The sequence below is a fragment of the uncultured Caulobacter sp. genome (genome assembly GCF_947036865.1).
GTDB lineage: Bacteria > Pseudomonadota > Alphaproteobacteria > Caulobacterales > Caulobacteraceae > Caulobacter.
The window spans coordinates 73,774-87,935 of the sequence record NZ_CAMQSF010000008.1; the positions used below are offsets into that span (position 1 = coordinate 73,774).

Annotated in this window: 13 protein-coding genes; 6 read left to right on the top strand and 7 right to left on the bottom strand. The window is 68.8% G+C overall.

The genetic code is table 11. The annotated features are described in order from the left end of the window. Positions 1 to 37: 37 nt before the first annotated feature. The gene (locus tag Q0V34_RS07520; protein ID WP_297510042.1) at positions 38 to 1,126 is read left to right on the top strand and encodes an amino acid ABC transporter substrate-binding protein; all 1,089 of its coding nucleotides are present in this window, start codon (positions 38 to 40) and stop codon (positions 1,124 to 1,126) included. On the opposite strand, the gene sseA is transcribed toward Q0V34_RS07520, so the two are convergent. The 4 genes from sseA to Q0V34_RS07540 all read right to left on the bottom strand — a co-directional run bounded on the left by sseA (position 1,123) and on the right by Q0V34_RS07540 (position 5,955). Further along, positions 1,123 to 1,980, bottom strand: a complete 858-nt coding sequence (gene sseA / locus Q0V34_RS07525) for a 3-mercaptopyruvate sulfurtransferase (RefSeq protein WP_297510045.1) — start codon at positions 1,978 to 1,980, stop codon at positions 1,123 to 1,125. The genes Q0V34_RS07520 and sseA overlap by 4 nt on opposite strands. Before the next feature lie 74 nt (positions 1,981 to 2,054). Then, entirely contained in the window at positions 2,055 to 3,065 is a 1,011-nt protein-coding gene (locus tag Q0V34_RS07530) for a cysteine synthase A (protein WP_297510047.1), read from the bottom strand. Between the two features lie 175 nt (positions 3,066 to 3,240). After that, entirely contained in the window at positions 3,241 to 4,488 is a 1,248-nt protein-coding gene (locus tag Q0V34_RS07535) for a cyclopropane-fatty-acyl-phospholipid synthase family protein (protein WP_297510050.1), read from the bottom strand. A gap of 36 nt (positions 4,489 to 4,524) precedes the next feature. Further along, a complete protein-coding gene (locus Q0V34_RS07540; protein ID WP_297510053.1) occupies positions 4,525 to 5,955 on the bottom strand; it encodes a deoxyribodipyrimidine photo-lyase in 1,431 nt (476 codons plus the stop codon). An 81-nt stretch (positions 5,956 to 6,036) separates the two neighbouring features. On the opposite strand from Q0V34_RS07540, the gene rfaD reads away from it, so the two are divergent. From rfaD to Q0V34_RS07560, 4 genes are all read left to right on the top strand, one after another. After that, the gene (rfaD, locus tag Q0V34_RS07545; protein ID WP_297510162.1) at positions 6,037 to 7,053 is read left to right on the top strand and encodes an ADP-glyceromanno-heptose 6-epimerase; all 1,017 of its coding nucleotides are present in this window, start codon (positions 6,037 to 6,039) and stop codon (positions 7,051 to 7,053) included. Positions 7,054 to 7,140: 87 nt separating this feature from the next. Next, a complete protein-coding gene (locus Q0V34_RS07550; protein WP_297510056.1) occupies positions 7,141 to 8,613 on the top strand; it encodes a hydroxymethylglutaryl-CoA synthase family protein in 1,473 nt (490 codons plus the stop codon). Between the two features lie 11 nt (positions 8,614 to 8,624). Further along, the gene (locus Q0V34_RS07555; protein WP_297510060.1) at positions 8,625 to 9,827 is read left to right on the top strand and encodes an acetyl-CoA acetyltransferase; all 1,203 of its coding nucleotides are present in this window, start codon (positions 8,625 to 8,627) and stop codon (positions 9,825 to 9,827) included. A gap of 31 nt (positions 9,828 to 9,858) precedes the next feature. Beyond that, a complete protein-coding gene (locus Q0V34_RS07560) occupies positions 9,859 to 11,007 on the top strand; it encodes a DUF3089 domain-containing protein (RefSeq protein ID WP_297510063.1) in 1,149 nt (382 codons plus the stop codon). Here Q0V34_RS07560 and Q0V34_RS07565 read toward each other — a convergent pair. Both Q0V34_RS07565 and Q0V34_RS07570 read right to left on the bottom strand, forming a co-directional pair. Continuing rightward, positions 10,984 to 11,352, bottom strand: coding sequence for a DUF6285 domain-containing protein (locus Q0V34_RS07565; protein WP_297510064.1), 369 nt, complete (start codon positions 11,350 to 11,352; stop codon positions 10,984 to 10,986). The genes Q0V34_RS07560 and Q0V34_RS07565 overlap by 24 nt on opposite strands. Continuing rightward, positions 11,349 to 12,314 (bottom strand): phosphotransferase family protein, encoded by a 966-nt coding sequence (locus Q0V34_RS07570; RefSeq protein WP_297510067.1) that lies wholly within the window; start codon positions 12,312 to 12,314, stop codon positions 11,349 to 11,351. The genes Q0V34_RS07565 and Q0V34_RS07570 overlap by 4 nt, the downstream gene beginning before the upstream one ends. 106 nt (positions 12,315 to 12,420) lie before the next feature. On the opposite strand from Q0V34_RS07570, the gene Q0V34_RS07575 reads away from it, so the two are divergent. Further along, complete coding sequence (locus tag Q0V34_RS07575; protein WP_297510069.1) at positions 12,421 to 13,365, top strand: DUF808 domain-containing protein; 945 nt, start codon at positions 12,421 to 12,423, stop codon at positions 13,363 to 13,365. Here Q0V34_RS07575 and Q0V34_RS07580 read toward each other — a convergent pair. After that, entirely contained in the window at positions 13,362 to 14,156 is a 795-nt protein-coding gene (locus tag Q0V34_RS07580; RefSeq protein WP_297510072.1) for a class I SAM-dependent methyltransferase, read from the bottom strand. The two genes, Q0V34_RS07575 and Q0V34_RS07580, sit on opposite strands and share 4 nt — an antisense overlap. Between the last annotated feature and the right edge of the window lie 6 nt (positions 14,157 to 14,162).

The following is a 14,162-nucleotide window of genomic DNA, read 5'->3' on the forward strand; positions in this document are numbered from 1 at the left end:
GTTTAAGGCCGCGCGCGCGCGGTTCAAGGAGCGATCGGTGTCTGGGCGTCTTGGCCTTTTGATCATGGCGGTTACGGCCCTCGCCCTCGTGGGCTGCGAACGGCCGGCGCGAGCGCCCGCGGATAACGCCGCCGAGACCGCCGCGCCGCTGAAGATCAAGCCCGCCACGCCCAGTCCGACCCTAAAGGCGGTGCGCGCGCGGGGCGAGTTGCTGTGCGGCGTCAATCCGGACCTCCCGGGCTTCGCCTTCCGCGACAACGGCGGGCGCTGGCGCGGCTTCAACGTCGCCTTCTGCCGCGCGCTGGCCGCCGCCGTGCTGGGCAAGCCGGACAAGGTGCGGTTCGTGCCGCTGGGCAACGAGGAGCGGATCACGGCCTTGCGCACCGGCAAGGTCGACGTGCTGTGGCGCAACACCTCTTGGACGTTCGCGCGCGACGCCGGCGACCAGCTGGACATGGCCGCCGTCTCCTATTTCGACGGTCAGGGCTTCCTCGTTCGCCGAAGCCTGAACCTGACCAGCGCCGTCGAGCTGAACACCGCGCGGATCTGCGTCCAGAGCAACGCCACCTCCGCGCAGAATCTCGAGGACTTTTTCCGGGCGCGCGGCATCGCCTACACCGCCGTGGTGTTCGACAGCGAGGACGCGGCCCGGGCCGCCTACCAGGCCGACAAGTGCGACGCGCTGACCGCCGACATCTCGGCCCTCGCGGCGGCGCGGTCGGTGCTCGACGACCCCTCCGCCCACGTCATCCTGCCCGACGCCATCTCCAAGGAACCCCTGGGCCCGCTGGTCCGCCAGGGCGATCCGGGCTGGACCGACATCGTCCGCTGGACGCTCTACGCCCTGGTCCTGGCCGAGGAGCACGGCGTCACGCGGGCCAACGCCCAGGCGATGAAGACCGGCGCCGACCCCGAGGCGCGGCGGCTGCTGGGCGAGGGCGGCTATGGCGCGATGCTGGCCCTCGGTCCCGACTGGGCCTATCGGGCGATCCTCGCCGAGGGCAATTACGGCGAGATCTTCGATCGCGAGATCGGCGCTGGCTCGGCTCTGAAGCTGGAGCGGGGCCTGAACGCGCCGTGGAACGCGGCCAAGCCGGGCCTGCTCTACGCCCCGCCGATGCGTTAGGCCGCCGGACCCGTGACCACGGGCGTGTCGGCTAGACCGCCCCATTCGGTCCAGGAGCCATCATAGACCGCCGAACGGGGCTTGCCGAGACGCGCCAGGGCCAGGGCGACCACCGAGGCGGTGATGCCCGAGCCGCAGGTCGAGACGACCGGGCGGTTGATGTCGACGCCGGCCCCCTCGAACACCGTCTTCAGTTTCTCGGCCGAGAGCATGGTCCCGTCCGGCGCGATCAGGCTCGACAGCGGAATGTTGCGCGCGCCCGGCATGTGGCCGCCGCGCAGGCCGGCGCGGGGCTCGGGATCCTTGCCCTCGAAGCGGCCGGCGGCGCGAGCGTCGATGATCTGCTCGCGTCCGGTCTCGACGATGGCGCGCATCTGGTCCAGCGAGCGATAGATGTCGGCCTGGTAGCGCGGCGTGAAGTGCCGCTCCTGCGGCGCGGCGGGACCGTCCTCGATCGGGCGGCCCTCGGCGATCCACTTGGGCAGGCCGCCGTCCAGCACGACCACGTCCTCGTGCCCCATGGCCCGGAAGTGCCACCAGGCGCGCGCGGCCGGCAGGATGCCGGTGCTGTCATAGACGACGATGCGGGAACCGTCCCCAAGGCCGAGCTTCTTGACCCTCGACGCGAACTTGACCGGCGTCGGGATCATGTGCGGCAGGTCGGTGGTCTCGTCGGCGATGTCGTCGATGTCGAAGAACACCGCGCCGGGGATGTGGGCGGCCAGGAACTCCTTGTAGGGTTCGCGTTGGGCGGCCGGCATGTGCCAGGAGGCGTCGACGACGCGCACGTCCGGGGCCTCGAGGTGCTCGGCCAGCCAGGCGGTGGAGACCAGCGGATCGGACGGCGTGCTCATGTGGTGACCTTTCGGGGTCTGACTCGCCCCTGTTGGAGGCGCGCACTTTCGCCTCGCGCCGCGAGCGCCGCAAGCTACATCCAGGGCGGCGTCGGCAGGCCCTTTTCCTTAAGGAACTCAGGATTGAACAGCTTGGACTGATAGCGCGAGCCGTGATCGCACAGCACGGTCACGATGGTGTGGCCGGGGCCCATCTCGCGCGCCAGCTTGACGGCGCCGGCGACGTTGATCCCGGCCGAGCCGCCCAGGCAGAGGCCTTCGTGCTGGACGAGGTCGAAAAGCACCTCCAGCATCTCCTCGTCGGAAACCCTGAACGGGTGGTCGACCGCGAGGCCCTCGAGATGGCCGGTGATCCGGCCCTGGCCGATGCCTTCGCTGATCGAGCTTCCTTCCGAGGCCAGCTCGCCGTCCTTGTACCAGCGATAGAGCGCCGCGCCGTGGGGGTCGGCGAGACCGATTTGAACGCCGGGCTTGCGCTCGCGCAGGGCGGCGGCGACGCCGGCCAGAGTGCCGCCTGAGCCGACGGCGCAGATGAAGCCGTCGACCTTACCCTCTGTCTGGGCGAAGATTTCCGGCCCCGTGGTGCGGTAGTGGGCTTCGCGGTTGGCGACATTGTCGAACTGGTTGGCCCAGACGACGCCGTTCGGCTCGGTCCTGGCGAGATCCTCGGCCAAGCGCCCGGAATAGCGGACATAGTTGCCGGGGTTCGCATAAGGGACCGCGTCCACCTCGACGAGCTCGGCGCCTAGCAGGCGGATGGCGTCCTTCTTCTCCTGGCTCTGGGTGCGCGGAATAACGATAGTGGTCTTGTAGCCCAGGGCCGAGGCGACCATGGCCAGGCCTATGCCGGTGTTGCCCGCCGTGCCCTCGACGATGCGTCCGCCGGGCTTCAGGACCCCCCGCGCCTCGGCGTCGCGGATGATGGCCAGGGCCGCGCGATCCTTGACCGACTGGCCGGGGTTCATGAACTCGGCCTTGCCCAGGATCTCGCAGCCGGTGGCCTCGCTGGCGCGCCGCAGGCGGATCAGCGGTGTGTTTCCGATGGCCTCCAGGACGCTCGGGAGCACGTGGGATGGGACGGTCATGGCGAGCCTTGGGCGGAGCGCTTCAATGGCTGGTAGATCGTGCCGCGCCTGGCCCAGGCAACCCCAGTTTTCCTGACAGCGCGCGAGCGGGGCGGCTAAATCCTAGACGCGACAGGGTGTTGGTCGCCTATCCACAAACGCGCGGCGTCGACACCTAGCCGCGAGGCTAAGCGCCTTAGGCGCGGCTCAGGCCCAGCTGGATCACATTGGTCCGTTCGGTGCGGAAACCCGCCTCGCAGTAGCTGAGATAGAAGCGCCAGAGGCGGCGGAAGCGCTCGTCGAAACCGTCCTTGCGGATTTCGCTCCAGGCGGCCTCGAAGCGGCGCGCCCACTCGGCCAGGGTGTCGGCATAATTCTGGCCGAAGCGCTTGAGATCGCTCCATTCCAGGCCCGCCCGTTCGGTCTCTTCCTTCAGGCGCGCCTCGCTGGGCAGCATGCCGCCCGGGAAGATGTAGCGCTGAATGAAGTCGGTGCGGCCGCGATAATGGGGGAAGAGTTCGTCGCGGATGGTGATGATCTGCAGGCCGGCCCGGCCGCCGGGCGCGAGCACTTCGCGGATCTTGCCGAAATAGGCCGGCCAATAGGCCTCGCCGACGGCCTCGAACATCTCGATCGAGGCGACGGCGTCGAACCGTCCCTCGACGTCGCGGTAGTCGACCAGACGAATGTCGGCTTTTTCCGCCAAGCCCTGGTCGAACAAGCGCTTCTTGGCGAAATCGTACTGGGCCCGCGAGATGGTGATGCCCGTGACCTTGGCGCCGACCTCCTTGGCCGCGAACTCGGCGAAGCCGCCCCAGCCGCAGCCGATCTCCAGCACGTGCTTGCCGGGGGCGAGGTCGATCGTCCTGGCCAGCGCCGCGTACTTGGCGTGCTGCGCCTCGGGCAACGGCTGGCCGGGGCGCTCATACAGCGCCGACGAATAGGTCATGCTGGGATCCAGCCAGCGCGAATAGAAGGCGTTGCCCAGGTCGTAGTGGGCGTGGATGTTGCGGCGGGAGCCTTCGCGGCTGTTGCGATGCAGCAGGTGGTAGAGGTGGTTGAACAGCTTCATCAGCGGATTGCCCTCGACCAGGGCCGACAGCCGGTCGAAGTTCAGCGAGAACGCCTCCAGCACCGCCGAAAGATCCGGGGTCTCCCACTCGCCGGCCATGAAGCCCTCGGCGAAGCCGATGTCGCCCGACGAGAAGGCTCGGCGGATGAAGTGGTAGTCGTGGATCTTGATCACCGCGTCCGGCCCAGGGGCGGCGCCGGCGATGCGGATCGGCTTGCCGGTCGGGAGCACAAAGGTCACCGAACCCATGCCCCAATTGTCGGACGCCACGCGGAGGGCGGCGCGAAAGGCCGCCGGGGCGGTGCGAAGGTCGGGATCGTTCCAGAGCGCGGTGTCCAAGGGAGTGTCTCGCATCCGGTTTGATCCGTTCATTAACGCCGTTAACGACCGGCTCGTAAAGACCCCGCGCTAAAGGCCGTGATAGGCCTCCAGGGCCCGCTCACGCGCCATCGCATGATCCACGATCGGTCTAGAATATAGACGTTTGGCGGCGGCCGGCAGATGCAAGGGGGCGGTCCACGGCTTGTGGATAAGATCGGTCCGCGCGCCGGCCAGCTCTGGAACCCAGCGCCGGACATAGGCGCCGTCGGGATCGAATTTCTCCCCCTGGGTGATTGGATTGAAGATGCGGAAATAGGGCGCGGCGTCGGCGCCGCTGCCCGCGGTCCACTGCCAGTTGCCGACATTGTTGGAAAGATCGGCGTCCACCAGCGTGTCCCAGAACCAGGCCTCGCCCTCCCGCCAGTCGATCATCAGGTGCTTGATCAGGAACGAGGCGACGATCATCCGCACGCGATTGTGCATGAAGCCGGTGACCCACAGCTCGCGCATGCCGGCGTCGACGATCGGATAGCCGGTCTCGCCCCTGGTCCAGGCCTCGAGGGCGGCGTGATCCTTGGACCACGGGAAGCCGTCGAACTCCGGCTTGAAGTTCCGACTGGGGAGGTCGGGCCAGTGGAACAGGATCGAATGGTTGAACTCGCGCCAGCCGATCTCCGACAGGAACTTGTCCGCCTGGGCCCCCGGGATGTCGCCGGCCTCGGCGGCGTGGCGGGCGGCGAGCCAGACCTGGCGCGGGCCGATCTCGCCGAAATGCAGGTGGGGCGACAGGCGAGAGGTGGCCTCGACGCCGGGAATGTCCCGCGTCTCGCCGTACCGCGCGACGGGCCCCGAGAGAAACCTGTCCAGTCGCGCGCGGGCGCCGTCTTCGCCCGGGGTCCAGAGGTCGAAGCCCTTGGACCAGTCCGGCGCCGTCGGGTGCAGACGCCAGTCCGACAGACGTTCGCTGGGCGTCGCCTTCTCCAAGGCTCTCAAGGCCTTGGGCGCGGCTTCCACGGTGACCTCGGTCAGATGCTCCCGCGCCGCGCGCCAATAGGGCGTGAAGACCTTGTAGGGCTGCCCCGAGCCGTTCTGGACCGTCCAAGGCTCGTTCAGCAGGCCGGCGTTGAAGCTCTGGGCGTCGACGCCGACGTCCTTCAGGCGCGTCTTGATCGCGCTGTCCCGATCGATGGAGGCCTTGTCGTAGAGCCGGTTCCACAGCACGCGGGTCGCGCCGGTGTCGGCGATCAGAGCGTCCAACACCTCAGCGGCGACGCCCTTACGGAGCACCAGCTTATTGCCAATCGCCTCAAGCGCTTGCGCCAGGCTCTTCAGCGATTTGTCGAGCCACCACAGCGACGCGGCGCCCATCGGACGGATGCCCGGCGTTTCGTCGAGGATGTAGAGGCAGATCACCGGCCGTCCGCTATCGGCGGCATGGCGCAGGGCGGGATTGTCGGCTAAGCGCAGATCCTTGCGGAACCAGACGATGATCGGGTCCTGGTCATGGCCTGTCCGCACGTGCTTCACCTCGCCCCAATGGTCGCCGACTGGCGGCCAGGGTCCTGATACGTCGGAACAACGCCCGTGGATGATCCGCAAATCGCCAACCGCGCCAGCCGTCGGCGCGTCGTGCTCGTCACCGGCGGCGCGGGGTTCATCGGCTCGAACCTGGTGGCCCGGTTCTGCGAGGATTCGGACGTCGATGTCGTGGTCTGCGACCGGCTGCGCGACGCGGCGAGCGGCAAGTGGCGCAACCTCGCCAAGCACCCGATCGCCGATTTCGTCGCGCCCGAGCAGCTGTTCGACTGGCTGGCCAGGCGCGGCTCGGATGTCGAGCTCGTCGTCCACATGGGCGCGGTCTCCGCCACCACCGAACCGGACGCCGACAAGATCATCCAGTCCAACTTCGTGCTGTCGCGCGACCTGTGGGACTGGTGCGTGGAGCACGGCAAGCGGCTGATCTACGCCTCGTCGGCGGCGACCTATGGCGACGGCGCCCTGGGCTTCGACGGCCGCGATGACCTGGAGTCGCTGAAGGCCCTGCGCCCGCTGAACGCCTATGGCTGGTCCAAGGCCCTGTTCGACATCCACGCCGTGCGCGAGGCTCAGCGCGGCCGCGCGCCGGCCCAGTGGGTCGGGCTGAAGTTCTTCAACGTCTATGGCCCCAACGAGGACCACAAGGGCGGCATGAAGTCGGTCGTGGCCCAGATCTGGCCGCGCATCGCGGCGGGCGAGGGCGTCAAGCTCTTCAAGTCGCACAATCCGGCCTACGAGGACGGCGGCCAGCTGCGTGACTTCGTCTATGTGCGCGACGTAGTCGACGTGATCGCGTGGCTGTCGAACAGCCCGGGCGTGAACGGCGTCTTCAACCTGGGCTCGGGGCAGGCGCGATCGTTCCGCGATCTGGCCCTGGCGACCTTCCAGGCCGCCGGCCGCGCGCCGGACATCGCCTATGTCGACATGCCCGAGGTGCTGCGCGGCAAGTATCAGTACTACACCCAGGCCGACATGAGCCGGCTGCGCGCGGCCGGCTACAACGCGCCGATGACGGCGCTGGAGGACGGCGTCGCCGACTACGTCGCCGGGTATCTCAACACCGACGACCCCTACCGGTGACCCAAGGGCACGGTTGCCGTCCATTTCCGCGAGCGTAAGCTGAACGCCGATAAGTCGGGATCGAGCCCGACGGGCAGGGAGCGAGAAATGGTCGGCATCGCCGCCTGGGGCGCCTATGCGCCGCGTCTGCGTCTGAGCCGCAAGGCGGTCACCGAGGCCAACGCCTGGGTCGCGCCGAACCTCAAGGCCAAGGGCAAGGGCGAGCGATCCATGGCCAACTGGGACGAGGACGCCCTGACCATGGCGGTCGAGGCGGCGCGCGACGCCCTGGGCCCGGATGATGATCGCTCGCACATCGACAGCCTCTATTTCGCCTCGACGACCGCGCCGTTCGCCGACCGGCTGAACGCGGGCATCGTCTCGGCCGCTCTGACGCTGGAGAAGTCGATCACGGCGACCGACGTCACCGGCTCGCAGCGTTGCGGCCTGACGGCGCTAGGACAGGCGCTGGCCGCCGGCGGTCGCGCGCTGGTGGCTGTCGGGGAGCATCGCAAGGCGCGGGCGGCCTCGGCCCAGGAGCTGGACTTCGGCGACGGCGCGGCGGCCTTCGTGATCGGCGAGGGTCCTGGAGCCGCGCAATTTCTGGGGCGCGGCAGCGTCACCGACGACTTCATCGACCACTTCCGGGGCGACGACGGCGGCTTCGACTACTACTGGGAAGAGCGTTGGATCCGTGACGAAGGCATCGTCAAGCTGGTTCCGCCGGCGATCCGCAAGGCGCTCGAGGTCGCGGGGCTAAGTCCCTCGGATGTCGATCATTTCTGCTTTCCCTCGACCTTCTCCGGCATGGCGGCCACCTTGGCCAAGACCATCGGCATCCGGCCCGAGGCCGTCAGAGACAATCTGGCCTCGGTGATGGGCGAGGCCGGCTGCGCCCACGGCCCCATCATGCTGGCCCATGCGCTTGAAGACGCTCGGGAAAACGAGGTCGTGCTCGTCGCCCAGTTCGGCCAGGGCGCCGAGGCGCTCGTCTTCCGCGCCACCGGCAAGGGGCCGCGTCCGGCGCGCGGCGTCACGGGGTCGCTGGCGGATCGAGAAGTCGAGACCAACTATCTGAAATTCCTGACCTTCAATGGCCTCGTCGAATGGGACAAGGGCATGCGGGCCGAGAAGGACAACAAGACGGCCCTGACCACCCTCTACCGCAACGAGGACATGATCCTGGGCCTGGTCGGCGGTCGCTGCCGCGAGACCGGCGTCGTGCAGTTCCCGCGCACCCGGATCTCGGTGGCGCCCAACAACCCCGCCGTCGACACCCAGGAGCCCTACAAGTTCGCCGAACGCCGCGCGAGCATCCTCAGCTACTCCGCTGATTATCTGACCTTTTCCATGGCTCCGCCGAACCATTACGGCATGGTCGTGTTCGAGGGGGGCGGCCGGATCATGATGGACATCACCGATGTCGCGCCGGGCGACGTCGAGACCGGCCTGCCGGTGCGGATGGTGTTCCGCATCAAGGAGATCGACGAGAAGCGCGGCTTTACCCGCTACTTCTGGAAGGCCACGCCGGACCGCGCCGCCATCGCCGCCCGATCCGCTCAAACCCAAGCCGCCGAATAAGGGAGACCGTCATGCCTCAGGGTATCCGCGACAAGGTCGCCATCCTCGGGATGGGTTGCAGCAAGTTCGGCGAGCGCTGGGATGCCGGGCCGGACGACCTGATGGTCGAAGCCTATCTGGAGGCGATGAAGGACGCCGGGATCGAGCCGACCCAGCTCGACGCGGCCTGGTTCTCGACCCACATCGACGAGATCGGCACGGGCAAGGGCGGCACGCCGCTGTCGATCGCTTTGCGCCTGCCGAACATCGCCGTCACCCGGGTCGAGAACTTCTGCGCCTCGGGTTCTGAAGCGTTTCGGGGCGCCGTCTACGCCGTGGCGGCCGGCGCGGCCGACATCGCCCTGGCGGTCGGGGTCGAGAAGCTGAAGGACACCGGCTATGGCGGGCTGCCGGTCGCCAATCCCGGCACGCTCAATCCGCAGGTCATGCCGAACGGCTCGGCGCCCGGCAACTTCGCCCAGCTGGCCAGCGCCTACCGCGCCAAGCACGGGGTCTCCAAGGAGGACCTGAAGCGCGCCATCGCCCACGTGTCGGTCAAGAGCCACGCCAACGGCGCCAAGAACCCCAAGGCCCACCTGCGCAAGCCGATCACCGAGGAGCAGGCGCTGAACGCGCCGCTGATCGCCGAGCCGCTCGGCCTATTCGACTGCTGCGGCGTCTCGGATGGCGCGGCCGCCGCGATCGTCACCACGCCGGAGATCGCCCGTAGCCTCGGCAAGCGCGACCTGGTCACGGTCAAGGCGCTGCAGCTGTCGGTCTCCAATGGCTATGAGAGCCAGTACAACGGCTGGGACGGCAGCCACTTCCACACCGCCCGCATCGCCGCCGGCAAGGCCTACAAGGAGGCCGGCATCGAGCGCCCGCGCGAGCAGATCTCGATGATGGAGGTGCACGACTGCTTCTCGATCACCGAGCTGGTGACGATGGAAGACCTGTTCATCTCGCCCGAGGGGCAGGGCTGGCGGGACGTGCTGGACGGCTTCTACGACGCCGACGGCGGCGTGCCGTGTCAGATCGACGGCGGCCTGAAGTGCTTCGGCCACCCGATCGGCGCCTCGGGCCTGCGGATGCTGTACGAGATGTACCTACAGCTCCAGGGGCGCGCGGGCGAGCGGCAGTTGGCCAATCCGGTGTTCGGCATGACCCATAACCTGGGCGGCGCGCCGGCCAGCAATGTCTGCTCGGTGGCGATCATCGGCCAGGAAGGGGCTTAAAGCCGCCCGGACCTTGGTGTAACCGAGGGGCATGAGCGGCGCGTTCAAAGGCTTCAAGCGTTGGATCTTCGCGGGGGCGGCGCTGTTCCTGGCCGTCCTCGTCGCGGCGGCGTTCGTCTTTCGCTACGACATTCTCAGCAACGCGCTGGACCCCAAGGTTCCTTACCTGACCTATCGGCCGCCGCCGGCGCCGGATTACGCCAAGCGCTCGGCCTGGGCGCTGCTGCCTCGCGAGGGGCCGGCGCCCCCCGATCGGCCGGTCGACGTGTTCTTCGTCCATCCAACCACGTTCGACGGCGGTCGCGACTGGAACGGCGCTATCGACCAGCCGAAGGCTCAGCGCTTGCTGTCACGGGTGGTGTTGCCGAACTATGCCGGGCCATTCGACAGGGTCGGCCGCGTGTTCGCCCCGCGCTATCGTCAGGCCAGTCTCTACACCTATCTGACCCTGCGCGACGACGCCCGCGACGCCCGCCGCTTCGCCTATGGCGACGTCCGCCAAGCCTTCGAGACCTATCTAGCGCGCTATGGCGAGGCGCGGCCGTTCATCATTGTCGGCGTGGAGCAGGGCGGCACCCTGGCGGCGCGCCTGCTGCGCGACGTGGTGGCCAAGGAGCCCGATCTCAAGCGTCGGCTCGTCGCGGCCTATCTGATCGAGACGATCGTTCCGGCCGACGAGTATCAGCCCAACGCCGCGCTCCCGGCCTGCGAGCGGCGCGGGGAGACCGGCTGCGTCGCGGCCTGGGCCTCGGCCCAGGAAGGCGACTTCCAGGCCGTGCAGGAGTGGCTGGGTCGCTCGCTGATCTGGGACTCCGGCGACGAACTGACCAATCTGGACCAGCGCGCGCCGCTCTGCTTCAACCCGGTGCTGGGCGGCGCAACCCTGGAACGCGCGCCGGCGCGGCTGAATCTCGGCGCGGCGAACGCCACCGGCCTGGAATGGGGCGCGCGGCCGGCCTTCCTGCAGCGCCAGGTCTCGGCGGTCTGCGAGAACGGATTGCTGCGGACCAGCCGGCCGAAGTCCAGCGCTCTGAGCGACAGCGGCTCCTGGGCGGACCGGCGCAAGGTCGACGCCTTCAACCTGTTCTATGCCGATATCGAGGCCGACGCCCTGGCCCGCGCGGCGACGATCACCGGCCGGCCGCTGGCCGCCGCCTCAACGGTCGAGCAGCGCCGCTAGGCCGCTGTAGCCGGGCTGATCGATGGCGATCTGGGCGATGGCCGTCTCTCGCAGATGGGACAGCAAGGCCGGGTCCAAAGGCGCGATCGCGCTGTCTCGCAAGGCTTGGCATAGCCGCGCGTTCAACGTCGCGGCATCGCCTTGCGCGCCCACGAGCGCGGTCAGGCGCTGGGCGGCTTCCGCCTCGAGCCGAGCACTCTGTTCGGCTTCTCGGGCCAGGATCGCGCGGGCATTGTCGGCGACGCGGGTCAGAAACACGTGACGCGCGTCGCCTGGCGCGGCGGGCTCGGCCTCGAACGCGGCCAGGGCCTCGGCGAGCTCGGCGGCGGTCGGATGCGAGATCATGCGGTCTCCATCAGCTTGACCAGATCGATCTCGGCCTCGCTGGTCCGCCGCCCGATCATGGCGCGCTCGATCGAGCGATCCTGGCCAGTGGCGAAGCTCTGATACATCATCAGGCACATCACGCCCCATTTCAGAGAGCCGAGCGCCTGCCAGAACCGGAGGCGCTCCAGGCTCACCGCGGCGCCGTAGCCGGCCAGCAGGTCGGCATAGTCGCCAAAGCCGCCGACGGGCCTTCGCCATTCGCCGAAGCGCCAGGAATTGACGCAGATCCAGCCGAGGTCCTCGGCCGGGTCGCCCAGATGGGCCAGCTCCCAATCGAGCACGCCGACCAGGCCCTGGTCGGGATGGACCATCAGATTGCCATTGCGGAAATCGCCGTGCACCAGCACCGGCCGCTCCGGCGGGGACGGCGCGACGGCTTCCAGCCAGCGGAAAGCCGCCTCCAGGATCGGGCGTGGGGCGTCGAGCTGCCGGTAGATCGTCTCGTAGCGCGCGAGCTCGCCAAGGGCGTCGGAGGCGGCGAGCGGCGGCAAGTCCGCTGTGGGCACGGCGTGGATACGCGCCAGCACCTCGCCGCAGCGGCGGGCCAGGCCCGGACGCACGCTCGCGAACGCCTCGTCGCGCACGATCCGCCGGCCCAGGGTCTCGCCCTCCAGCCGGCGCATCACATAGGCCTCGCCCAGGGCATCGGCGCCGTCACAGACGCGAACGACGTCCGCCGTCGGGGCGCCAGCGGCGCCGGCCGCGCGGATCAGGGCGGCCTCGGAGGTCAGGGGCAAGGCGGTCTCGCGCATCGCCGCGCCGGCGGGCCTGCGCCGCAGGATCAGCGGCGTTCCGTCGTCCAGCTCGAAAGCCCAGGTCTCCAGGCTGGCGCCGCCGGACAGCCGGCGCGCGTTCAGCGCCTTGGTCGCGGTCGGCGACAGGCGCGGGGCGAGGTGATCGAGGGCGGCGGCGACGTCCATGCCGGCAGCTTCCGCGCCTTCACCCAGCGTCAGGCAAGAGGCGGCCTTTACGCCGCGCGCGAGGAGCCTTAGGCACGGAGCCTCAAGCTCAACGTCAGGATATCCGATGCCTTCCGGTCTCGCCGCGCTGCTCGATGACGTCGCCGGCATCACCAAGCTGGCCGCCGCCTCCCTGGACGACGTGACCGGAGCCGCCGGCAAGGCGGGGTCGAAGGCCGTCGGCGTGGTGGTGGACGACACGGCGGTGACCCCCGGCTACGCCATGGGCTTCTCGCCCGACCGCGAATTGCCGATCGTCTGGAAGATCGCGCTGGGGTCGCTGCGCAACAAACTGCTGTTCCTGTTGCCCGGCGCGATGCTCCTGAGCGCCTTCGCGCCCTGGGCGGTGACGCCGCTCCTGATGTGCGGCGGGGCCTATCTGGCGTTCGAGGCGACCGAAAAGGTCCTCGAGGCCTTCACGCCGGAAAGCGAGGGCGAGGCGGTCGAGGACCTGGCGCTGAGCGGTCCCGAACTGGAGAAGGCCAAGGTCAGCGGGGCGATCCGCACGGACCTCATCCTCTCCGCCGAGATCATGGCCATCGCCCTGGCCGACGTCTCCGCCCAGCCGTTGGCGATCCAAGCCGCCGCCCTAGCCGTGGTCGGCGTGCTGCTGACCGTCGGCGTCTACGGCGTCGTCGCCCTGATCGTGAAGATGGACGACATCGGCCTGCACCTGTCGCGGGGCAAGTCCCTGGGGCTGCGCGGCTTCGGCCGAGGCCTGGTCAAGGCCATGCCCTGGACCATGGAAGCCCTGACCCTGATCGGTACGGCGGCGATGCTGTGGGTCGGCGGCGGCATCATCGTTCATGGACTCGAGACGTTCCACCTGACGCCGATCCCAGTCTGGGTGGAGGGCTTCAAGCACTGGGCCGAACAGGCGCCGGGCGTCGGCGCGTTGACGGGTTGGCTGGCCTTCGCGCTCGGCTCGGCCGTGGTGGGCCTGGCGGTCGGCGGCGTCTTGGCGGGCCTGATGCACCTGTGGCATCACCGCAAGGGCGCGGCGGCGCACTAAGCGACGCAGCGGAACAGCCCGACCGCCTTGCCGACCCGAAAAACTCCGCCTTGGCGCGCGAACGCCGCCCGCACCGCCGTGGCCAGCTCTAGCCGCTGCGCCTCGGACGCCGCGTCGGCCGGGGGCATGCTCATGAGGTAATCGATGACGTCCTGCGGCTCGGTGCACACCAGCTCATCCGGATAGCGGATCAACTCAACCTGGTTGAACGTCCTGCGCAAGACCGGTTCGGCGTCTGTCAGATCGTAGGGTGGAGGCCGAGGCGGGCCGGCGTCGGGGATCGCCTGGCGACGCAGGTCTCCCAGCTCGCGCATGTTGTGGCGATCGTTCAGGGCGATGAGGGCGACACCGCCCGGCTTGAGCACCCGTCTCAGCTCGGCGACGCCCGCCTCTGGATCGGGCAGATGGTAGAGCATGTGGATCGCCAGGACACAGTCGAACGACCCGTCCGCGAAGGGTATGGCCGAAGCGTCGGCGGTCTTGCCTTCGACATTGTCCCAGCGATTGGCCCCGAGGGCCGCCTGGACCGCCGCTGCCACCATGCCCGGGGAAAGATCGAGCAGAGTCAGGGACAAGCTCGCGGGCAGGTTCGAGGCCATGGCGTTCCAGAAGGCCCCCGCGCCGCAGCCGGCGTCCAGGCAAGCGCCGCGTTCCGGCCAATGGCCGTGGTTCGCAAGCCATTCGAACCAGTCCTGGCGGCCGTACTTGCGGTGTAATCGCGAGCGGGCCTCCAGCTTGGACGCGTCTCTGTACTGGCTGTCGCGGAGATATTCCTGGTCCTTGGTCAGCATGACGGA